The sequence below is a fragment of the Burkholderia sp. AU16482 genome, from assembly GCF_002223285.1.
Lineage (GTDB): Bacteria > Pseudomonadota > Gammaproteobacteria > Burkholderiales > Burkholderiaceae > Burkholderia > Burkholderia semiarida.
In genome coordinates, this window is record NZ_NKEY01000006.1 from 52,432 (window position 1) to 75,652 (window position 23,221).

13 protein-coding genes and 1 riboswitch are annotated in these 23,221 nt (G+C 59.7%); of the genes, 5 read left to right on the forward strand and 8 right to left on the reverse strand.

Annotated elements, in window-relative coordinates; all coding sequences use genetic code 11:
* Nucleotides 1–7: 7 nt before the first annotated feature.
* The 5 genes from CFB35_RS17615 to CFB35_RS17635 form a co-directional block, all read right to left on the reverse strand.
* A complete protein-coding gene (locus CFB35_RS17615) occupies nt 8–265 on the reverse strand; it encodes a PAAR domain-containing protein (protein ID WP_060316058.1) in 258 nt (85 codons plus the stop codon).
* Nucleotides 266–344: 79 nt separating this feature from the next.
* Nucleotides 345–1,688, reverse strand: coding sequence for a virulence factor (locus CFB35_RS17620; RefSeq protein WP_089465328.1), 1,344 nt, complete (start codon nt 1,686–1,688; stop codon nt 345–347).
* A 65-nt stretch (nt 1,689–1,753) separates the two neighbouring features.
* Nucleotides 1,754–3,235: a virulence factor gene (locus tag CFB35_RS17625; RefSeq protein ID WP_256939984.1), complete on the reverse strand. Its 1,482-nt coding sequence runs from the start codon at nt 3,233–3,235 to the stop codon at nt 1,754–1,756.
* Nucleotides 3,232–5,544: a hypothetical protein gene (locus CFB35_RS17630; RefSeq protein ID WP_089465329.1), complete on the reverse strand. Its 2,313-nt coding sequence runs from the start codon at nt 5,542–5,544 to the stop codon at nt 3,232–3,234. Before CFB35_RS17630 ends, CFB35_RS17625 begins: the two co-directional genes overlap by 4 nt.
* Nucleotides 5,545–5,563: 19 nt before the next feature.
* Nucleotides 5,564–8,326, reverse strand: coding sequence for a type VI secretion system Vgr family protein (locus CFB35_RS17635; protein ID WP_089465330.1), 2,763 nt, complete (start codon nt 8,324–8,326; stop codon nt 5,564–5,566).
* An 835-nt stretch (nt 8,327–9,161) separates the two neighbouring features.
* Between CFB35_RS17635 and CFB35_RS17640 the strand changes: the two genes are divergently transcribed.
* The 3 genes from CFB35_RS17640 (at nt 9,162) to CFB35_RS34415 (ending at nt 12,054) form a co-directional block, all read left to right on the forward strand.
* Nucleotides 9,162–9,950 carry a hypothetical protein gene (locus CFB35_RS17640; protein ID WP_306427098.1) on the forward strand — a complete coding sequence of 263 codons (789 nt, stop codon included), beginning with the start codon at nt 9,162–9,164 and terminating at the stop codon, nt 9,948–9,950.
* A gap of 150 nt (nt 9,951–10,100) precedes the next feature.
* A riboswitch (SAM-I-IV-variant riboswitch) is annotated at nt 10,101–10,204 on the forward strand.
* 42 nt (nt 10,205–10,246) lie between these two features.
* Nucleotides 10,247–10,603, forward strand: a complete 357-nt coding sequence (locus CFB35_RS17645) for a hypothetical protein (protein WP_155644586.1) — start codon at nt 10,247–10,249, stop codon at nt 10,601–10,603.
* Between the two features lie 965 nt (nt 10,604–11,568).
* A complete protein-coding gene (locus CFB35_RS34415; RefSeq protein ID WP_143328735.1) occupies nt 11,569–12,054 on the forward strand; it encodes a hypothetical protein in 486 nt (161 codons plus the stop codon).
* 366 nt (nt 12,055–12,420) lie between these two features.
* Here CFB35_RS34415 and CFB35_RS17655 read toward each other — a convergent pair whose 3' ends face one another.
* A complete protein-coding gene (locus tag CFB35_RS17655) occupies nt 12,421–12,900 on the reverse strand; it encodes a surface-adhesin E family protein (protein ID WP_060312399.1) in 480 nt (159 codons plus the stop codon).
* Between the two features lie 346 nt (nt 12,901–13,246).
* On the reverse strand, nt 13,247–13,759 hold the full coding sequence (locus tag CFB35_RS17660) for a hypothetical protein (protein ID WP_143328736.1): 513 nt from the start codon (nt 13,757–13,759) through the stop codon (nt 13,247–13,249).
* A gap of 746 nt (nt 13,760–14,505) precedes the next feature.
* Here CFB35_RS17660 and CFB35_RS17670 point away from each other — a divergent pair.
* Both CFB35_RS17670 and CFB35_RS17675 read left to right on the forward strand, forming a co-directional pair.
* Nucleotides 14,506–19,053 (forward strand): AAA domain-containing protein, encoded by a 4,548-nt coding sequence (locus CFB35_RS17670; protein ID WP_089465334.1) that lies wholly within the window; start codon nt 14,506–14,508, stop codon nt 19,051–19,053.
* Nucleotides 19,054–19,657: 604 nt separating this feature from the next.
* Nucleotides 19,658–20,539 carry a GIY-YIG nuclease family protein gene (locus CFB35_RS17675; RefSeq protein WP_089465335.1) on the forward strand — a complete coding sequence of 294 codons (882 nt, stop codon included), beginning with the start codon at nt 19,658–19,660 and terminating at the stop codon, nt 20,537–20,539.
* A gap of 407 nt (nt 20,540–20,946) precedes the next feature.
* Here CFB35_RS17675 and CFB35_RS34420 read toward each other — a convergent pair whose 3' ends face one another.
* Nucleotides 20,947–23,205: a DDE-type integrase/transposase/recombinase gene (locus CFB35_RS34420; protein ID WP_143328737.1), complete on the reverse strand. Its 2,259-nt coding sequence runs from the start codon at nt 23,203–23,205 to the stop codon at nt 20,947–20,949.
* Nucleotides 23,206–23,221: the final 16 nt, after the last annotated feature.

Sequence of the window (23,221 nt, forward strand, 5' to 3'; positions counted from 1 at the left end):
TTTGCATTCAGATCCGCCCCGAATGTTGAAGTGACGAGATCAATTCCGCGCCGCACGAAGTCTTGTGGCCGTCGAACGCGGCGGCCCGGCCTTCGATGTCGAAGCTCGGGTCGCCTTCGGCGATCTCGCAGGCGCCATGAATCGGACACGAGCACGCGTCGCCGATACGCGCGACCGCGCGCCCCATCACCGTGCTTGTTCGGGCGCCGGATTCGACCCGGCCGCCGTGGGTGTGCGTATCTTCTACCCGGATAATTCCCCGCATGGGATTCCATCCTCCAAATGGTTTGAGGTCTGACGCGGCGATCACGTTCGGACGAAGCGATTTGCCGTGCCGGTGTGCATCACCATGAATAGCCTTGCATGCCGTAATTCGTATCGTGTCGGCGTCCCCACCACGGCAGGTAGGCGTTGTTTCCGCCGCGTGCGCGGAACCAGTCCTTGTCTGGATCGATCGGCGTGAGCTTCGACGGTGGCCGGACAACGACCGCGACCGGGTGCTCCGGATCGGTCGTGCCGGCGACGAGTGCGTTGCCGCCGAAGTGGTTGATCCGGCCGATGGCGAGCGCGACATCGGTCAATGCGCTGCCTGTTCCCATGTCGCCGAGCAGGGCGGCCGTGTTGAAGGTCTGCTTGCGGTGGTCGTATTCGGGAAGGGTTTCCGTCAACGTCTGCGCGAGTGCGGCAAGACGTGCCGACGATGCGTCGCTGCCTTTACCTGCGTCGTGAACGATGTAGTTGAGGTCGGGGGCCGCGATGCCGGCGTTGCGTGCGGCTTGGTCGATGGTTGCCTTCCAGGCCTGTACGATTCGCGTCGTACCGGTCTTCTTCGGAAAATCATGCGTGTTGCCGGTCGCGGCCTTGCCGATCCAGGCGAGGGGCTCACGCTCGGTGTTGAAGGTCGGGCCGGCGAGGAACAGCACGACAAGATTCTCGTTGATCTGTGCGTCCGTGGGCGGGAAGTTGGGTGCGTCCCAGTTCACTACCCAGACGCTCTTGTCAGGGTTCGCCTGCAAGTAGTCCAGGGCATTGTTCAGCGATGTGAATCCGGTGTTTGGGCCGCCTTGTGTGACTTGTACGTCAGGGAGTTCGTTGCGGCTCCACATCGTCGGGAAATGTGGGTTGCCGATCGAGAACGTCTTTCGAATCGAGTCCTGCAAGTAGCTTTGCGATTCGGCTGCGTCAAGTCGCTCCGGAATTGCGAGCTCGACACGGATGCCGGCTAACTCGCGCCAGTTCTTTTTATCGTCAGGATTGACCGTGTAGAAATACTTCGCGTTGCTCACGTAGCGTGAGTGAAGCAGCAGCGGGAACTTGGTCATGTACTTGCGATAGAAGCCCCTGAATGTTTCTGCGCCTTCGTTGCCATATACCAGCGCGCCAATCGATTGAAGCTTCGCGAAAGATTCTGGATCGGTGCGCACCATGTCATCATTCTTGTTCGGTGCGACAAGCCCTTGCGTCCACAGCAATTGCCATTCGGTCGGATAGTCCATGCGTTGCAACGGATTCAACCAAATGAGTCCGACGACCTGGGCAAAGAATGGCTTCGCCGGCTCTTCGACGGAGGGAGCTGCGTTCGCTATTGGTTCAGCGGCAGCTGCGGAATGCGCCGAGCGCATCATGGCCGTCGAGAACAGAAACGCCACAAGTGCCACCAAACTAAGTATAACTACAAATCGTTTCATCCCACCTCCTGCTGCTCGATACAACATCTACGTTCACGTTTAACGCGCTGCCGTGCCGGTGTGCATCACCATGAATAGCCTTGCATGCCGTAATTCGTATCGTGTCGGCGTCCCCACCACGGCAGGTAGGCGTTGTTTCCGCCGCGTGCGCGGAACCAGTCCTTGTCGGGATCGATCGGCGTGAGCTTCGACGGTGGCCGGACAACGACCGCGACCGGGTGCTCGGGGTCGGTCGTGCCGGCGACGAGTGCGTTGCCGCCGAAGTGGTTGATCCGGCCGATGGCGAGCGCGACGTCGGTCAATGCGCTGCCTGTTCCCATGTCGCCGAGCAGGGCGGCCGTGTTGAATGTCTGTTTGCGGTGGTCGTATTCGGGAAGGGTTTCGGTCAACGTCTGCGCGAGCGCAGCAAGGCGTGCCGACGATGCGTCGCTGCCTTTACCTGCGTCGTGGACGATGTAGTTGAGGTCGGGGGCCGCGATGCCGGCGTTGCGTGCGGCTTGGTCGATGGTTGCCTTCCACGCCTGCACGATTCGCGTCGTACCGGTCTTCTTCGGAAAATCATGCGTGTTGCCGGTTGCTGCCTTGCCGATCCAGGCGAGCGGTTCACGCTCGGTGTTGAAGGTCGGGCCGGCGAGGAACAGCACGACAAGATTCTCGTTGATCTGTGCGTCCGTGGGCGGGAAGTTGGGTGCGTCCCAGTTCATCGCCCAGACGCTCTTGTCGGGGTTCGCCTGCAAGTAGTCCAACGCATTGTTCAGCGATGTGAATCCGGCGTTTGCACCGCCTTGCGTGACTTGTACGTCGGGGAGCGCATTGCGGCTCCACATCGTCGGAAAATGTGGGTTGCCGATCGAGAACGTCTTTCGGATCGAGTCCTGCAAGTAGCTTTGCGATTCGGCTGCGTCGAGTCGCTCCGGAATCGCGAGCTCGACACGGATGCCGGCTAACTCGCGCCAGTTCTTTTTATCGTCAGGATTGACCGTGTAGAAATACTTCGCGTTGCTCGCATAGCGTGAGTGAAGCAGCAGCGGGAACTTGGTCATGTACTTGCGATAGAACCCTCTAAATGTTTCTGCTCCGCGGTTGCCATATGCGATGCCTGCTACCGATTGGAGAGTAGTAAAGGACTGCGGGTCGGTGCGAACCATATCGTCATTCTTGTTCGGCCCGGAAAGCCCTTGCGTCCACAACAACTGCCATTCGGTCGGGTAATCCATGCGTTGCAATGGATTCAACCAAATCAGACCGACAACTTGGGCAACAAATGGCTTCGCCGGCTCTGCGGCGGCCGGAGCTGAGTTCGCTACGAACTCAGGGGTTGGCGCGGAATGCGCGGAACGGGTCATGGCCGTAGTAAACAGAAAAACCATGAGCGCTACCAAACTGGGTACAACTACCAATCGCTTCATCCAATCTCCAAATTCCAACTGTGTCGGGTCCGGTTGTTCTACGTGTGCCATCAGCGAGGCCATGAGTACGGCTGCGATGATCCATGCTCCGACCGAAACGGCAACACGTCGCGGCCATGTAACGATCAGCACCTTCATACCGAACCCCCAACCTTCAGATAAAACTGTCCTTCGCGTTCGTCCGTGATCGCGGTCGGCATTCTGCCTTCGCTGTTCTCCTCATGGATCCAACTTTGTATCGATAGATCGTCAAACTTTCCGCGTATAAAGTACTCCGTGTATTTCTTGTTCGGGCTGTCGTCGGGAATACCGTCTCCCATTCGCCAATCCGCCTCAATCCGCAAGTCGTAGAGTTGATCCGGCGTCAGATAGCAAACCCCGATCGCCACGTCGTACGCAAGCGCCTTTTCGGCATGCTTCGGATTCGTCATCGTCGTGGAGTGATTCGTCGGGCTGTTGGTCGCGCCACGATCGAGCCAATCGACAATCTGCTGATCTCGCCATTCCTTGTAGCCCTCCGGCATTTCGCTCTTGCCGTCCTCGCCGATTACGTGGCCATCACCATCGAGCCATTCCGTATTCAGCGTTCGCCGCGCTTCCATCCGCATCAACGCGCGATCCTCATAACGCTGTCCGGCTTCGCTCTCTGCTGTCCCTTGCGCGACGCTGTCCGCGTTCTTCGCCTCGTACTGATCGTAGGGATCGTCCGTGCGCTTGTCTGCCTCGCTTTTGCCTGCGTCGCGCCATGCGGCAGGCGGATCGTTGCCTTCGTTGAAGTCGCTTGTCGCATTGCCGTCCTTCGTTTCGATGGGCTTGCCGAACCGAAACGCCTTCGGTGCGAACGGTTCGTCGAGTGCCGGCGCGTCCGCCACCACGGTCCAGCCCTGCGGCGGAATGGCGTTCACGCGGAACATGTTCAATGCCGAGCTGATCTGGGTGACGAAAAACATGATCGGCGCGGATGCAAGCGTGGCCGCCACCCCGAACACAGACTCGTTTCCCTTGAGTGCACCGATGAGATTGAACTTGGCAGGCGGTGAAGGCGGATACCAGAAGCCCGAAGTCGTTCCCTTTTTGCCATGCCGCCAGTCGTCTTCCCAATACCGATAGTGCTTCTGCACGCCAACCCGGAAGCCGGAGGCAAAGACGCGCTGCGTCAGCACGCCGGGGACACCGATATCGTTCAGCTCGTTCTTGTCGATGCCGCGCCAGCCGATGCCTTGAACCGTGACCGCCGAAATCACCTGATCATGTGGACAGCAATACGCGGTGACCCGACCATACGTCGATCCGTTCAGGCCGTGGCGTATCCGATCCTCTTGTGCCGCATAAGACTTCTTGCTGGTCGGCGATACCCGTTCGTTCGCCATGTCTTCATCGATCTTGTCGGCGGGCAGTTCGTAGGCCTTCCGCGTGCCGATGATCGACAGAAACTTGCCGAACGTTTTCGTGCGGGCGGTGTAGGCCTGCCGTCCGCGACGGCCGCCACCGTCCCGGGTCGCGCGTTGCGACCAGGTATCCATGAACGTATCGGATGGATTGGGGCCATCTGCGCGCGCAAGACTGTACGGCGCATTCGCCAGTACATAGGCATCCGCCACGCAATGCCCGCTACGTCCCCACGGATCTTCGACATCGGGCAGTGCATCGCCGAAGAAGGCCGCGGTAAGGCCCACGATGTTGCCCTGGCTATGGCACACGACGGTGATCGGCACGTCGGCCTGCATGCGGCGAATCGACTCGATCAGCTTCGCAAGGCGCAACGCCGCGAGCACGCCATATGCGCGGGGTGGCGCGCGATACAGCGGTCGATTGGTCGGGTTGATCCCCTGGACGGTCAACCACCCGGCCGCGCGGTCGTCGAGGCCGCCGTGCCAGAGATCGGGCAGGCTCGCGCAACCGTTCGTGAACGGGCCGCCGCCCCAATAGTCCTTCTCGTTCAGGAAGATCTTGTCGCCGTACTCTTTCAGCTCAGCGGCGGTCGCCCGATAGCCCCATCGGAAATGAATGACGGGAGAGAAGGACGGGTCGGATTTGATGTAGTTGCCGGACCAAAGCTTCGGGTTCAGAAACCCGTCCGGCGTCACGCTTTCCGTGTACTTCGCCGGCACCAGTTGCCCGGCATCGATGCCGTGATACTTCAACTGATCGTCCAGCCGCCCGAGCCGGCGATTCAGGCCATCGCACAGCCCCTGCTCGGCGGCCTCGAACCATTCGCCTTCGGAGTTCACGCCATGCACGAAGATGACGACACCGGGCAACGGCATTTGCTTGACGCAGATCAGGCGGGTGTCTTTCGTCCACATCGCAACCCCGTCGGTCCGGCCGACGACGATCTGCGGCGCCTCCGGGCGCGACGCGGCCGCGTCGGGCACGTCGGCCTTCGCGGCGTGCTCGTTGGTGCGGATGTCCTCTTCCGGTCGAGGATCGAGAGATGACTGATTCATCCGGAATCCTGCGCTTTCGTTAAACATTCTTCTTGGTGAACTGCACCGCCAGCCTCTCGAACCGGTCGGTGTCGACCGCTGGCAGTTCCCCGGCCGTGTCGGTCGTCAAATTCGACAGCGTTCCCGAAGCCTTTCGAACCTGCCCTTCGAACCCCGGCGCCGCGTTGCCGTCCGTGGGGCGGATCAGCTTCGGGACGCGGCCGAGCGTATGTCGATCGAAGGCCGGCAGATCGGCGCTCATGCTGGCGGGGCCGTCCCATGCGTGACCGTTGGATTTCACGGTGAACTTGCCGGGGCATCCGAGTTCGATATCGCTCCCATGCAGCTTCAGATACGCGCCGCCCGCCGTGACGAATACGACTTCGTCGCTCGCCGTGCCGGCAAGCTTGCCGCCGGCCGCGGTCAACTGAATGCCTTTGCCGGACTCGATTTGCGTGTCGTCGTGCTGCGATTGAATGGCCACTTTCCCCTGATGCGCGATCGCCGATACGCCATTGCCGTGCGCGAACATCGCGACGCCATGCCCGGCATGCAGATTGATTCGCTCGCCGCTCGTGATTTGCACGTGTTGCTGTGCGATCTGATCGATGTTCTCGCCCGCATACGTGACGTGCGTTTTCGGCGTGACGTTCAGCGAACCCGCTTGCGCGCCGAACGCCATGAATGCGCGGGCGTCGCCGGTAGCGCCGGATTCCGAACCGCCGGGTTTCCAGTGACGGAACGCATCGGCGAGGGTGTCCTGGCCGGCCGTGTCGGGGGAATGCCCGCCATGCTGGCCGGCATGATCGCCGAGCGACTTGAACAGCGCCGTGCATTGATCGAGCAAGTGGATCAGCTCGTCGCGATCGAGCTGACCGCCGGTTGCGTGCGAACGCGCATAGGTCGTCAACAGCATGCCTTGGGCGGCGCGCAACGCCGCGGCCGCGTCGGTGCGCAGCTCCGCGCCTTCGCCCCGATCGTCCCCGTGGCCGTCGATGCGCGGCTGCGTCAGGTAGCCGAGATTCAACTGCGTGTGCGCATGTTCGCTTGCCAACTGCGCGGAGATCTGCGACGGCGTATCGTCGAGGCGAAGCTGGTTGTGCCGGCGGCCCCTGATTTCCCGCGTCTTGATGCCGGACACGTAGCGATTGCCTGGAAGCGCGCCGGTATCGCTGAAGGTCGCCGGCGGGTTCGCACCGTTGCTCAACACGCCGATGATCACCAGACGGTCCGGATCGCCCGACAGGCTCCCCAGCAGGACCTCCATGCCGACACGCGGCAGGAACAGCGCGCCGAAGCATTCGCCCGCGAGACTCGCCGCGACGCGAATCGGCGCGCTGTCGCCGGCCAGGCCGTTCGTACCGGCGCCTTGCGCATGAGCGTGGTCCGCCGGATCGAGACCGTGAAGCTGCACACGTACGCGGCCGGCCTTGTCGCAAAACACCTGCTCGCCCTGCGTGCCGACGATCGTGCCGGTCAGCAGGTGAACCGGCGGCGCGTCGATGGTCGGATCGTAGGCCGGCTTGAGCGGTACACCGCGTTGCACGCACGTGAAGCTGTTTTCGTAGCGCGTGTCCGTTTGTCCCGATGCATCGGGCGGCGGAACGGTTGGCGTCAGGTTGCGGCTTGCCGAGAACAGCCCGCTTGCGCGTCCCGACAGGTCTTTCGGCAGGTTGTTCCAGATGACGTGTCGAATCGACGTGACGACGAACCGACGGCGATCGATCGACTTCATATCCAGGTCGGGGTCGCCCGCGAGCGTGAATCCGTATCCGACCAGCATGTCGCGCACTGTGCCGATGCCTTCGAAGCGCGCGGCTTCGAACTGATGGGCCAGCATCCGGTCGTGCGCGATGCGTGCGTGATCGTTCCACGAGTCGCCGACGTGCGGGATGTCGATCGCGACGTCGGTCAGCAAACGCGCGAGATCGTTCCCCGACTCGCCCTGATCGATGTCGGTGAAGGCCTCGAAATCGTCCACGCGCGCGGTCTTGTAATCCCACGACGGGCGGCGGACCTTGCCCGCGGACAGACGCTGGTCGTACGCGAAGAGCGTCACGGTGTCGCGTTGCTCGACGCCGGCGTCGCGCGGGTGAAGGCGTACGGTGCCCGCCGGCGCGTCCGGAAGACGATGCGGATCGTCGCAGAACACGAGCGTGTGAATCGGCCGCTCGTCGGTCACGCCGCGTCTGCCGCCGGCCGGGGCGGCCTTCGCAAAGACCGTGATGCCTTCCCGGCGCAGCAGGCGCCGGATGAAGCGTGCGTCGGATTCGTTGACCTGCCGCGTCAGCTCGCGTGCCGGATAGCGATCGGCCTGCAAGGTCGACAGGTCGAAATCGAACGCTCGCGCGAGCGCGGGGCTGCGCTGTTTCCACTCGTTCATCAGCGTCGCCAGAATGTCTGGCACGCTGCGCGAGCGGAACAGGCGCGCGTTCGTGCGACGACCCATCAGCGACAGGGCGTCGCATACATGCAACTGATAGACGGTCAGTTCGCCGTCGGATTGACCGGCCCGCACTTCGTGCACGATTGCGTTGATGGCCCGGATGTCGCCTCGATCGGTCGTCAGCCGGACCGATACGGGCAAACCGAGAAACAGCGCAGGCGGCAGATGATCGTAGGTGGACACGCAGGTCAATTGCCCTTCGATGCCCGACATGAGCCCCTCGCGGATATCGGCGTGGTGGAGCGCCAGCAGATGACCGACTGCGCGTTGCGCCTGACCGAAATGAAGGGCGACCGGTCGCTTGTTCCGGTCGACCAGACCCGACGCAAAGTTTCGCAAAGTTGCTGCTATCGACATAACGACAATCTCGTTATTTTTTGTTCCGGATTCGGATGGGTTCGAATCCGCCTCTCAGAGTGATAAGGCGATGGTCTTTGGAATTTCGGAGCGAAGGATAGCAAGCTATTTCTAGCTTTAACTGATATTTTTATTTTGAGATGGAAGATAAGTTATTTTGAAACAATGGTTAATGTTTGTTTGGCTTGGGCGGGGATTTTGTGTGAATGAGAATATGTCGATTCGACTATTCGGGATTGGTATTTGTCTCGACTCGTTTTCAAATATCGCTGAAGTAAGGATTTTTTGTCCGGACATGATTGAGTGGTAGGTTGAAAAATCGGAATTGTCCCGACTCAATGCGAGCAGCGATATGTCATGCCATTGAAATCGATGCGAGCGGGCTTGCGCTCTGGCGCGCGATATGCCCACTCGCCGATCGAATGTCGAAAATGCAGGATGATTTGATCAGCACCGCGCTTCACTACCGGTTGTCGAAGCGGGCGATGCGGGTATGCGTCGCCGGACTATCGGCGGGCGAGTCGCGGCGCGAATGCGCGCGTGAATGGCGTGCCGGATCCGAACGTGTGTCGCGAGTCAGGCGATGGCGCGGGATGCGTTTGCGGATGCGCGACGGGCGCCGCCGCGCGCTTTGCGTCGGTTGTTGTCGCCAAGGCAACACGGTAGTGTTGCCCATTGACGTGCCGCCGGGCCGACAATGAATCTGTGGCGACGCGTGCCGGCATCGGCCAATTCCAGATGGCGGGTGCGTGGCCGATCATTCCACCCTATAGTGCTCGTCGTTGATCGATCTGGAAGCGTTCGGGAGTTCGTCGTGTTTCACCGGAGATTCAAATTGGGTTGTTCACGCTTCGCGTGCATCGTCGCCGTGGCGATGCTGGCGCCAGTCGCGGCGCATGCACAAGTGGAGGCTGGCGACGGCGCGACGCACGTCGCGGCGGCTGTCGATCACGGCACGTCCGCGGCACGACCGATCGTCGGCGACGATCCGGTTGCCATCCGCGATGCGTTGCAGAAGCTGCACGTCAATACGCTCCCGCCTTCGTTGCGTGATCGGATTCGCGGCGCGGTCTCCGGCGCCGCCGGCCGGCACGGCCCGGATCCCGACCTGGCGGCCGTCGGTCTGGATCGTGACGTGACATTCGTGGTGCCGGTGCGGTACGGGCTGAGATACCGGTCACGGCCGCACCTGCTGACGCTGGATGTCGACCTGTTCGATGCGGAGCGCGACGGCCGGGCAGGCATCCTGCTCAGAAGGGTGACGACGGGGCCGCGAGGGCGTGGGCTCGTGATTGCGCCGGAAGCGAAGGCAAAAGGGTACATCCAGCACGTCGACATCATCGAACTCGACGCCGGACAAGGCAAAAAGACCACGGTCAGGAGCCGCATGCGGCTTTCGGCCGCCGAGTACGCGCGGACGCAAGGCGACTTCGCACTCGTTTTTTCCGGGCGCCTGGTTCGGCCTTACCTGACCGAACAAACCGAACACGCCGATCCGAGTATCGAGGAGCCGACGGACATTTCGACGAGAATCTCCACGTTGCACATGGATCTCCGCGATATCTGGCTGGTGAGTCCGTCGAGCGGCGTCGTGGTGTCGAAGAAGCTGCGGTTGTCGAAGTAGCGGTTCCGGCGGGCCGGTCATGCAGGCGCACGGATAGGGAAGGGCCGGATCAGCGGAACCATCCCGCCGAAGCGGCGCGTTCCGGGGCCGCTTGTTCAACGCCGGGTTTTCGGTATAATGGACCCAAGTTCGGAATGTCGAACGTGAGAATTCAAGCATCCAGAGTCGGGTTTTCCGACGCCAACCTGCCCTCCCGGGCAAGGTGGACGCCCTCGAGGCGATGCGGCCGATTGACGGCAACGAAACGGGAGCAGCATGGCTGGCACCGGTTCGATAACCATTCATCCGGAGCAACCATGAGCCAAGTTTCCTCCGCTTCCCATCCGACGGTCTGTGAAGACTGGTCGCGTTTTCTTCCCGGTTTCACGTTGACGCATACGGTTCATCTCGTTTCGAGACGGAATCCGGGCATTGTTTCGACCGCGGCTGCCGTACTCGAAGGCGAAACGGCGACGGTCGACCGGTGGGCCATCACCCGCTGTGGCGACGTGCTCGAACAAAAGATCGTGCTCGGCGAGATGACGGAAGGGCAAGCGGTTCGGCTGCGTGAACGGCTTGCGGCGCTCGATGGCGTGCTCCGGACGAGGGTCGAGCATCATTTCGTTCGGGTGGGGGCGGCGGCCGCCGGACATGGGTCGAAGAGCGGCCATTAGACGATGCATGCGCGTCGTGGCTTTATCGTGTTCGCCAACAAAGAAAGCATCCCGTAGGACGCTTTTCACCGTGGCCAAGACCTTGTCCGACTGGGTTTTGCGAGAAAGCTGCAGTGGAATTTTGGTCCAGTTGACCCCCAACGTCGCAAAAATTCGCACCATCGCGCTCCAAAAAAATGAAAGCGTCCCGCGGGACGCTTTCTGTACGGCGGAATTCTTGCTGGGCGCGGTTTCGCGCTACGTGAGACGGAAATTACTCGACTCGATTGCCCTAGGCAGGCCGCGAATTCGCTAGAGAAATCGATGTCGAGTTCTTGCTCGCCTTCTACGGAAATCGCTTGCTCTACGCTTACGGATTTGAGTCGGTGCTAGAGCTACCGCCAGCGCGCCGCGAACGGCGTCCAGCAGAACTCACGTATCGGTAAAGCATCTCACGCGTGATACGGCGAGTCGCGGATTGAAGCGATGCCCTTCAGCTGGTTGAAGCGCAAGGTGACATCACCTTCGCTGATGTCATCGGCGTACACTTCCTGTGATGTCCCGCGTGTTGCGCGGTGCTCAAAACGATATTCCGAAGCGTCCACATTAAAGTCAACGCACCGCTGGCCGATATTACGAGTAGAGACAGAACTTGGTCGCGGTTGCGATAAGAGGTCTGCTGGCAAGCAGGCGGTCCTGGACTGGATATTCAAGATGACCGACCTGGCGCACACATGTACTGCATGGCAAATTGCAGGGCAAGGGAGCTTCACGGATGCCGAGAACCGGCTAACCAACGCGCTGCGCCACTTTGATAGAACCAATGTGTTGGACTTCGACGCCGACCTCGAGGAGTCGCGGAGTCAACTACGTTGGCAGGCGCGGTGCGGCTCAAGGATGCCATCAGTGGATGGAGTCGCCGCAGAGCTAAAGTGTGCGGCGCCTAAACGGTCGTAATCAGTTGGTAAGCGCGAGGAGATAACCTGATGGACAGTTTTGAGAACCTAAACTCAGAGGACCGCAAACGCATATCGTATCTGAAATCTCGCGATGACTGCGCGAAATTTGCGAGAAACGTCGGCGCTAAACATCCGCATCTTGTGCGTGCGGCACGTCAACGCTCAGTTGAGTTGCAGGTGGGCGTGCTGAATCTCGACTCGGAATTGCGTCGAGACATTTGGAGCGTCGTCTACGCGCAGGAAGAAGCTCTTTTCGTGAAGCACGGAAAACGTCTGAGGGCGGGCAATACGCGCAAGGTTATCGACCATCGGGGCGAACTTGGCGCTGTCGCATTCATGGTGCAGAAACCCGAGGGCCAGGGCTTTGAGCTGCTGCATTCTCTCGGATTGGGCGACTACACCTTCGAAGCAGTTGTGCGGCGAAATCCGGAACACTTTTCGCCTGAGATTGTCGAGGCGGCCTGCCTCAAGTTAGAGGACCGACGAGGCTCCGAGGCTGCTGAGGTTGCGTGACCAGCTACCCATGATACGCTTTCGGTACGCATTTCAATATACCGAGCGCATGAGTCGGGTCGTCTTCGTGAAATCGTGCTATCGATTCAAGCGTGTCAGATTCGAACTGCTGTATGAACCGAATCAATGAACGCGCTTTTCTGTTCGGTTCCGACGTCAGCGTTCAGCGTCACCGGCATCGCCTAGGTTCTCGCTCGCTGCAACTTTCTTGATAGGGGCGCTTTTCCAAATATGTTTTTCGCGGCGCGCAGTCGATGATGCCGGTGCACAGGCGTGAAACAAATGAGCAGTCGGTCCACGGCTCGTCGGCCACCGGTGGAAGCGCTGGTGGCCGTTCGACGTCGAGAGGTTGGCCTCTTGCTTCAATTAGTCCGTCAGGCCCTGCTTCGCGAGGTGCGCTCGCGCATGCAGGAATTCAGCAACGTTGTTGACGGATTCCCACGCGTTAGACTTCGGCCCACATGCAAACCCAGCGAGCGCGTCCTCTTTCGAGTCAGGCTCAATCTCGCGCGACGCCTGAGCTACGGGAATATCGATGCCGCTTTCATTTGCGTCATACGCCGTGTTCTGCAGGATGCTGTAGGTACGCTGACCGCAGTTGATTGCGTACACGGTCTTCGTGTAGACCGGCTGCCCGGATTTTCCGCGCAGCGGAAGCTGCACCGACCAGAATTTCACCGTGTCGCCGCTCTTCACCATCTGGGCCTTTTCGGCGAGCAGGTGACCATATTGTGAACTCGGATACACGTACCACTCGGATGCCGAGGCAGCCGATGTAGCTGCCATCAGGGTGGAGCAAACGGCAACTGCCAGAAGGACTTGTTTAGCCGAAAAGCGGATTTCCATCAAATTTCCTCGCTCGATGAATGTTGGTCGTGTATTGCTTGTATCGGCACGAGAACTGCTATTTGAAGAGCAACGTAAAAAAATAAATTAGGACCGGGTTGGCACTGTTCATATACGAACCAGCGCGCGAGTTTAGCTGATAACTCTGGCATCATGCGAAGCGAGGCAGGGGAACGGCTCTACGAACCGCATGCATGCGTCGGTTGCCTGAAGGCGGTCGGCACCATCATCGAAGATGGCCGGCTGCTGCGTGTCTGAGCGGGCCCGTTGGCGCCGATGGTGAGAGAACCGGTCCACCTAGCGAGCAGCCCGTTGCTTATCTTCGAGCGGAGCCTCTCCAGCCGCGTTACTGGGCATTGTGGTCTTTCATTTTCTTCAACAGTGACCGGCCCAGGTCGGTGTAATCAACATAATCCTTGTGAGCACAGTCCCGGTTCCAGCTCGATGCGTTATCAGCGGCGAAATTGAAGGTGCCGCCTTGCTTCAATTGCCAAGTGGCGTGTCCGCGATTCATGCCGCCAAAACCATTCCGGGACGCATATTCCATGCACGCTGTCACGACCTTCGCGGTGTGAATCACGCCGACGCTTGACACCGTCATCGATTGCTGGTCCCGCATCGCATCATAGGTTTTACCCACTACGCCGAGCACGGCAAGCTGTTCAGCACTCGCCGCGGCCTCGGCTTGCTTCGCGGCTCCGATATTCTTTTGTTTTTGCACCTCCTGTTGAGCGTTGTCCGGCGCCGCCGTAGGGACTGGCGTGCCACGCAGCGAATCAATCGCATGGCGGGCGAGTCCAACCACTAACATTACCGCTATCAGCGTAACAACAGCTTTTGCGATTGGCTTAGCTTCCATGATTCCGTCCCCGTAATTTCACGACCCGGCTGGTCCGGCTTCGCGCCGGATAGGCCGCATTGTCATCGACGGCGGCCGGCTATTGCGCGCTTGCGCGAAACCGGTAGGACCGTCTGCGCCTCACCGCTCCATTGCGCGTGCACCAATGTGCTGGCGCCGGCCAGCATGATGACCGGCATCGTTCTTGTCATTTGCGTCTCCGTATCCCCGCAAAGGATGACGCAACCCTAGCACGATGCTGGTGGGCGAGATACGCAGACCCACACTATCTCGGCTCCCCCTGACAGGGCCCGCTGCCGGGCGGGCTTTCGTCTAGGTGTGCAATTCGCACCGCCAATACTGCACGCGCTCGGCTGGACCCAGGTCGAGCGGTGCTACTGGCGGGCTCCGTGCGCGGCATCCGGCTGCTGACCGTCGTCAGCTAGCAGCGCGATGCCGAGCGAAAAGACCCCGCGGATATGGGGCATGCGCTACTCGCGTTTCAGTTGGAAATCGCGGTTGCCGTAAACAAGGCGATTGTGTAACGTATTCTGCGTTACACAATCGACGGGGAAAATATGCCCGCTGGTAAAACCGAGACCATCAATGTGCGTGTTCGGCCGGACCTCAAACGCCTGCTCCAAGAAGCCGCGGAATACGAAAACCGCAGTCAGACGAACCTGCTCGAGACGCTTATCCTTGACCACTGTCGAAAGCTTGGGCTCGTCGTGCCGCCGCGCGTGACTCGCATCGAATCCGAGGGTTAAATGAGTGCTTCTGGCTTGCTTACCAAGCTGCTTGACTACGTCATCGAGCAGTCAAAAGATATCGACCCGCGAGGGTTCAGGCTTTCTGGCACCGATGGATTCCTTCGCACGAGTGGAGACCTACGAGGGTTGCCGGGCGTAGACCTCGACATCAAGGTCGAAGGCGACCATATCTGGCTCCGCGTTGAGCGACTTGAGGCCCAGAATCCGCCCGCGGTTCCGCCCGAACAGAAGGAACTGTTTGTCGTCGACTCCAACCCGACCGGAAAACTTCCGCGTATCAATGAAGCGGCGCTGGAGCGGCGTATTGTTGTCTTGACGGAAGGTGAGCCTGAGCTGGCGTCGCAGCGGCTTGCAGACAGCGAGAAAGAGTCTGTTCAGGCGGAGCTGGAGCGTTACACCAGGCTCTGGCAGATATGGGCCGAGGCAGAAAAGCCGCGGTGGCAGGCTATCCGACTTTATGGTGAACTGTTCTCCCTCAAGCAGCAGCTGGAGCTTGAAGACACGGCCAAGCCGCAGGAGTTCGTGTGCGGCATTGGTGTCGCGTCCTGGAAGATGAGCTTTGAGGAACGCACGAAGAAGGTCGACTTCGACTACCAGTATCCGGTGCTCACGCAGTCGCTCGAACTGGCCATCGATGACCGGACCCTCGCGATTGAGGTCCGGCCCCGCGCGGTTGGCCCGCGCATCGAGTTCGATGCGTTTTCCGCTTGTCAGCTGCAAAGTGCTGCAGCAGTCGAGCGTGCGGCCAAGGAGGAGCTCGAGCGGTCGGCGGAGCGCCCGCCCAATCCATTCGACCCGGGGACCTATGAGCATGCTCTGAGAAGCGTTGCAGGGAATATCGACCGCAACGGCAGATACATTGAAGGGCAGGTGGGGCTCCCTCCGGCTGGTCCGTCGCTGCTCGTTACGGACCTATGGGTGCTCTACTCGAGGCCCCGGTCGAACAACTTCCTGCACGAGGACATCGAGCGGCTCAAAGCGTGCCTGAAAGACGGAGCCGAGATTCCGGAAGGCCCGCTCGCACTGGTCACACCGCCCGCGGATGAGAAGGTCAGCTATGAAGCCGTCTCGTTCCGCGGCCTCGCGGGTACACCATCCAGTGGTTCGGGCAAGACGCGAGAACTTTATTTTCCGCTGCCCTACAACCACGAGCAGGTCACCATCGTCGAGCAACTCGAGCGCTCCGATGGCGTAGCGGTGCAGGGCCCGCCCGGGACCGGAAAGACACACACCATTGCCAATATCATCTGCCACTACCTAGCGAACGGAAAGAAGATTCTGGTGACGTCCAAGGGCGAGAAAGCTCTCGAACTGCTGCAGGAGAAGATTCCCGAGGAAGTGCGGCCGCTGACCGTGGCATTGCTTTCGGGTGACCGGCAGGGCATGCAGCAGTTTCAGGCGAGTATCGAGGCCATCATTCACCATGTTAGCCAGATGAACCCGGATGTGGTCGCTTCCCAGATTCAGGCAGACCTCTCCGCCATCGACCGTGCGCATACCACCATGCAGCGCATCGACCGCCGCATCGACGAAATCGCGATGACGCAACTATCCGATGTGGAGGTGGATGGCGTCGTGATGCGTGCCCAGAAGATGGCGGACTTCGTTATCGAAGGCGGGAAGACGTTCTCCTGGTTCGACGATTCGCTCTCGCTTGCTCCCGAGAATGCGCCGCCGCTGGTTGCCGAGGAGGTCAGTGCATTGCGCGAGGCGCGGCGCAACCTCGGCACCGACATTGGATATGTTTCGTCGCATCTGCCGGCGAGTGCCGCGCTCCTGACCGTGGATGATGTCCGCCGGCTGCATACGGTCATGGTGAATATCGCGAGCCTCAAGGAGGCAGAGGCGAAGGGCACGCTCATTCCGTTGAGGGCCACAACTGACGATGTTTACGAGCATGTGCGCGACATGCTCGCCAAGGTCGACGCGGCCGTCACGCTCGCCATCGAGATTGAAGAAACCGAAGAGACATGGCCGTTTGACCTAAGGCGCAAATGCCGCCGCGCCGACCACGCGACTGAACGCATGGCCCTGGAAGCGCTTTTTGGGGAATCCGACCAGCTGATGGAGGCGCGCTCGGCGTTCATGCAGCGCCCGGTCAAAATCGACGAGGCCGCGCTTGGCTCACCGAAGGTAAAAGAGGCGCTTGAGCGCGCGGCAAAGACTGGCAAGCCCTTCGGCATGTTCGCGATGGGCGCGGGCGATGCCAAGGAAATGGTGGCAGCAATTCGTATTGCCGGAATCGGGCCGAAGAACGAAGCCGACTGGCAGCATGTGCTCTCGTACGTGAACCTGCACGAGAAAGTTGCATCTTTCTGTGCGCGCTGGAACGAGTTCGCCGATGTCCTGGTCGTCCCTAGACTCACACCGAGCGTCACGCAGTTGCGTCATATTGAGCGGGTCACCATCGCCGCGCGCAAGGCACATGCTTTCGCGACGAACCACGACGTCCATCTAACCGCGGTCGCCGACAAGGTGTTTGCAGTACCGCCAGTGGATGACCTTCGAGGTGGTTCGGAGCAGCTTTCGCGCGTTCGGGACTATCTGCGCCAGCACCTGAGCCGTGTTGAGCTGGCGCAGGCGATGACGAACCTGAGCATCCTGCGCGAGAAGCTCGCGGGCACCCGCGGGCCGGTGGCGGAGCAGCTGCGCGATTTTGCGGAGAACTGTCTGGGTGAGCCAGCGTTGCCGGCAGAGAAAGCGGCGGCCGACTACGCCGAGCTGGTTGCGGAACTGCGGCGCATCGAAGGACTTTTCAACGAACTCGAAGCGGTCCGCACGCTCAGTAAAAAGATTGAGACTGCTGGCGCTGTGCGCCTCGCCGCGCGACTGCGCAGCGTCCCGGTGCCCGCCGCTGGTGAGGACGTTACGTGGCCCGCAAGCTGGCGCGAAGCGTGGAACTGGGCGCGTGTGCGCGACTACCTGGAAAGCATCGAAGCGCGACAGGAACTGCTTGAACTCGCGGCCCAGCGCCGGGATGTCGAGTCGGGGCTCTCCCGCCTTTACTCGAGCATGGTGTCGAAGTCGGCATGGCTATCGACCAAGATGAATGCGACGCCGAAGGTGCTGTCGGCGCTCGAGACATACCGAACTGCAATTCGCCGCATCGGCGCCGGCACCGGCCCCAATGCGGTTCGGCACCGCCGCGACGCGCAGAAGGCGATGCACGATGCACAGGACGCCGTGCCGTGCTGGGTGATGAGCCACGCCAAGGTGTCGGAAACGCTTCCGGCGAACCTCGGTGCTTTCGACCTTGTCATCGTCGACGAGGCGTCGCAGTCTGACCTGTGGGCGTTGCCGGCAGTCCTGCGCGGCAAAAAGATTCTGGTGGTTGGTGACGACCGCCAGGTGTCGCCGGATGGCGGCTTCATCTCGGCCGTTCGTATCCAGGAGCTGAAGGACCGTTTCCTTGCTGACCAGCCCCATGCGCCCGTGCTGACGCCGGAGAAGTCGCTCTACGATATTGCGTCGACGGTGTTCGCCGCGCAAAAGGTCATGCTGCGTGAGCACTTCCGGTGCGTCCCGCCCATCATCGCGTACAGCAACAAGCACTTCTACAAGGATTTCATCCAGCCACTGCGCATTCCCAAAATGTCGCAGAGGATTGACCCACCGCTGGTCGACATCTATGTGCCGCACGGCGTGCGCGACAAGAGGGACATCAACCGCGCGGAGGCCGAGGCGATTGTGGCCGAAATTCAGGCCATCCTCGCCAACCCACAGTTCGAGCATCGCACGCTGGGCGTGGTCACGCTGCTCGGACCAGAGCAAGGCAAGTTCATCGACACCCTCGTACGCGAGCGTTGTGACGCGGCTGAACTGCATCGGCGCAAGTTCGCCTGCGGCGATGCTCGGACATTCCAGGGTGCTGAGCGCCATATCATCTTCCTGTCGCTTGTCATCGACTCGTCCGGTACGCGCGCGCTCTCGGACCAGTCGTCAGAGCAGCGGTTCAACGTAGCGGCGAGCCGCGCGCAGGACCGCATGTATCTCGTGCGCTCGGTGAAACTCTCGGAGCTGTCGGCATCAGGGAAGGACCTGCGCGCAGGCCTGTTACAGCATTTCTCGATGCCAATCGACCAGCAGGGCAACGGCGAGGAGGAAAAAAGCCTCATCGACCTGTGCGAGTCGGGGTTTGAGCGCCAGGTGTACGCGGAGCTGGTGAACCGGGGCTACCGTGTCATTCCACAGGTGAAGGCGGGCGCGTTTCGCATCGATATGGTGGTTGAGGGGGCGAACGACGCGCGACTTGCCATCGAATTGGATGGCGATGAGTTTCATGGTCCCGACCGATGGCAAGCGGATATGAATCGGCAGCGGGTGCTTGAGCGCGCCGGTTGGGTCTTCTGGCGCTGCTTTGCTTCGACCTGGTCGATGCGCAGGGAAGAAGTGCTCAACGACCTGCTGGCCCGCATGTATGCGCTTGACATTGAGCCCCTGGGAGCTATTGAGCGGGTGCCGGCGCTAGTTGAGTACCGGGAATGGAATGGAGACCGCGAAGAATTGGTCGACGAAGAGTCGTCGCCGGCACAGTCATCGGCCTAAATCTGAGCGGTCGGGTTCTGGAATGCCGTTGCACGGAGACGCTTCGATGTCTGTGCTGAGGCTGCTCCCGGCAGCGAGGAGACTGGCAAAATCCACGCAAGAATTCTGACGGAGGGTCCGATGAAAGAGCGCTGTGAGAGATGCGGCTGCACGCCCCATTCGCCTCGGCACCGCTGTGCACATTGCGGGAAACTTGTGTGCAAATCGAATTGCTGGTCGGCATCGACGAAGACGTGCAAACAATGCGCACCGCAACCGCAACCGCAACCGCAACCGCAACCGCAGGATAGTGAAGCTCCACCGTTCAACGCATCCCGACCAAGGGTGACTGGACGTATAACGTTTGAGGGTGACCCCGTCTACACGTGCAGCTTCTGCAATGGACCCCTGGGACGAAGTGCCAAGCACTGCTCTACGTGCGGGAAATCCGTTCGATGGGAATAGCCTCGTGGGTCGTGCTGCCAGTGATGCTGTACGCCCGAGTGATGTCGGCATTACGCGGCCTGGAGGAGGCGTTGCGGGTGTCGAAAGAACAAAGCGGTGACGGCCGAGACAAGGCATCTGTTTCTCGGCGACCGACACCAATCAGAAGCTTTCTTTTGACATGAAAATAGCTAAATGGCCTTTCGGCATGGCACCGCTCAAGCCCGCGACGAGGGCGAAGTACACGACCGCGGTGCAGGCTATGGAAACCCTTCGAGGGTTTGTCTGTCGCCGCCTTACTGATATCGAGCGCACGGCACTCGGGGAAGTAAAAGGCCTTTTCAATCGCTGTGTGCGACAGGACCAGTGGGACTGGAGCACTGTTCATGCGATGCTCGGATATCCGCCGAGAGACATCTGTAAAGCCATCGCTCAGGCGCTCACCGAATACGCGAACGTGGACAAGGAAGGTAATATTGCGAAGCGAGAGTTATGCGTGCGCCGTCTCACTGATTTGGGATTTTTCGCGCTCTTGGATGCGTTTGATGGGAGCGCAGAACGGTCCATCGGAGCTGGATTTGTGTACGTCCTTTCGACAAGGGAAGACAAGGACGTGCTTAAGGTCGGCTTCACTACACGCACGGTCGAGCAACGTGCCAAAGAAATTAATGGCGGGACAGGTGTGCTGTATCCACTGGGTGCACGGGCCGTCTTTGAGGTTGTCGACGCGCAGGCAGGTGAAAGAGCAGTTCACGACGCACTTCAGCCATATCGCATCAGGGCCGACCGGGAGTTTTTTGCTCTCGATTTCCGTGACGCTGAACGCATCATCCGCCACATCCTTACGGGGCAGGACCTTCTCCTGAGACAGGAAGGTCGCGTAAAGTGGTGGAATGACGCGCGCACTTACGGTGCCATCGAGAAGAACGATGGGAGTTCGGTGTTTTTCCACAAGGACAATGATGACGTGGCGAATCTGGACTTGGAAGTTGGCGACGCGGTCAGTTTTTACGAGCGCATCGTTCGGCAGAAGCGTGGTGCTTTCAGGCTCAGGAAAATCTAAGCCCCTCTTCCCGGCTACCTTCGTGGTTGCAACGCTGAGCGCTAGCCGGATTCATCGAGCGAGGGCTTGCTGCAAGGGAATAGGGACGTCGCGACGCGAAATACTTTAATGTTGACAAGGTGCATGCCGGACCGGAATTCCGGTTGGCGGCCGTAAGGCGACGTGCGCGTTTTGCCGAATGTAAGCGTACGCTTGATACTACAGGTTACGCTCGTTCGGAGCCAATGGCGAACCAACCGCGAAATTTGGTTCCAGTTAACCCTCAACGTCGCAAAAATTCGTGTCGTCGCGCTCAAAAAAATGAAAGCGTCCCGCGGGACGCTTCGTGTCCACCGCACGTAATCTTGGCGGCTTCGCGCTACGTGAGATGGAAGTTGCTCGCCCCGGTCCCCCGAGCCGCGAAATCGTTAGAAATCGATGTCGAGTTCTTGCTCGTCGTCTACGAAAATCGCCCCCTCAACGCGTACGGTTTGGCTCGGTGTCGGGGCCACTGTCAGCGCGCCGCGAACAACGCCCAGCAGGGCACGCGTATCAGCAGCGCCGGACTCTTCCACCGCAGCTTTGCGAACGTTTCGATTGTTGACGGTGCGCTTCACTCCCTCAGCTGCCTCCATTTGTTTCTGCATGGATTGCGAGACTCGGTCGCGTTTGACAGCTTGTTCTGCTGTTGGATGTTTACGATGCTTGTCCCGTTCCTTGGCAAGGTCTGACACGCCCCGCATTGAGATGTAGTCACATATGTCAGGGTAGGTGAGGCCGTACCTTTTCTTCGTCAATGGTGTCCCTTGAAGTTCTACCAAATGACCGTCGTCGTCCCAGAGCGCATGCAAATCGGAAGTGAACAGTTCGAAGCCATTGATGGTCAGGGTACGTCCATTGTTATAGGCTTCGAATGCAATGGCGCTCTTACGAAGCTCATCTGAGGTAAAGCTCATGTTCCCGAAGGTGATGATTCCGCCCGGCGCTTCACGCCCATAGAATGGTTTGGCAAGTCGACGTATCACTTCCTCTTCCGTCATATCCCAGGCCGCGTCGCCGTCACGCATTGCCTGGTTAAAAAGAAACATTTGCTTCGGCACGGGAGGCACATTGCCTTCCAGCATGAGGTCGGTCCGTAGTCTTGTCACATCCGCGGTCAAGTTGTGTTTGCTTATGGCAGTGAGAAGCGCCTTCATGAACTCCGCCAGTGTGAGGGTAGCAGTGCCCGGCGCTCGTTTCAGTTTCGTCCGATTCCGTTTCCTGGTAGCGTCCTTATCAGGCCCCTTTCCCTTTACCGGCTCACCGTACGTCGAGCCGGAGATTCTGGCGACTTCCTCCTGGAAAAAATCCATCGCCTGCTCGACATCGCCCTTCGATTGCGGGCTGCCAGGCGCCGCCATCAATTGCCGCATCCTCATTCCAGTGACCACGGCGTTTCGCACCTTCTCCGAGATTCCAGGTCCTCGGTCCACGAATATCGCACTCGGACATCCATAGACCATTCCATCTAGATGCGATACTTGCCACCTCGCCAGTTCGGCCTCTTTGTCCGTACAGGCACTGAAGACGCAGGCCAGGTACGCGTCGGCATTCTCCATGCGATAGGTCACATACCACCCAATTATCGCCCTGCTGGAGCGGTCAATTGCTAACAGAACAGTGGGCTTCAAGACTCCATCGATTTCAATCCTCGAATCGCCGTACCGCAAGAAGCAATCCGCGACAGTGCCATCGATATCGACCACGTTGAAGTCGCCATTCGCAATTTGTGCGGAGTAGCCCTTCCCACGTGCGGAGTCTTTGAGTACAGCCAGGCGAGCGCGTTCCTCTTTTAGGATTGGCGTTGCTATACGTACGGCGTTCGCCTCCGGTGGTAGGTTCCTTGGGTCGACGGGAGAGCTCTGTATACTGCCATCGGCTGCACGGTTGTAGCCTCGTAATCCGCGATAAAAGCGTCGAACGAGTGCGGTAGCTGTGGCGCCGGGTTCGTGAGCATTGGCGCGGATGAATTTTGTCAGGCTCATTCGCAGTCTTTCCGGAAACATCTTCCGCCGGAATTTGCTTGAGCGGTCGAGCGTCTGCGCGTAGGTCTTCCGTCCAGACTCGATAAGTGTTCCGTCAGCGTGCTTCGCTCCGTGCCGTGAAACGCCGGGCGCCCCCTTTTCCCAATTGTGGTCTGCCAAGGCAAACTCTTGCTCTCCATAGAACAGGTGACGCTCATAGTATTTACGGACAGTCTTCGCATCTAGTCCGAAAATCTTGACTGCGTCTGATATCGCATTTGCATACATTTTGGGCCGCATGAATGTCTCATCGCCGTAGACGCGGGTGATGTAGTCGACGACCTTCCTTTTTTCAGCCAGCGACCTTTTGACTGCCTCATCGGGTGAGAGCATCGTCATCGCTGCTGGCACGCCTCGTTCGGCGATTCGCTTGATTCGTTCGCGAGTCACCAGGCTGCGAACCTCGGTTACGGGTCTCTTTGACCGATACTTCTTGTTGCTAGGGTTGGGGTTAAGTTTTACGATTCCGTTTGTAGTAGACCCGATTTCGACGAGATACACGTACTCGTCGTCTTGGCCAAGGTATCGAAAAATAAGTTGTTTGCCTCTGCCAACGACCTCTGCCAAGTTGCAGAATTTCGGAAATATCTTTGCATGATATGTATCGGAGTGCGTATCATTCATGATTAGTCACCTGCGA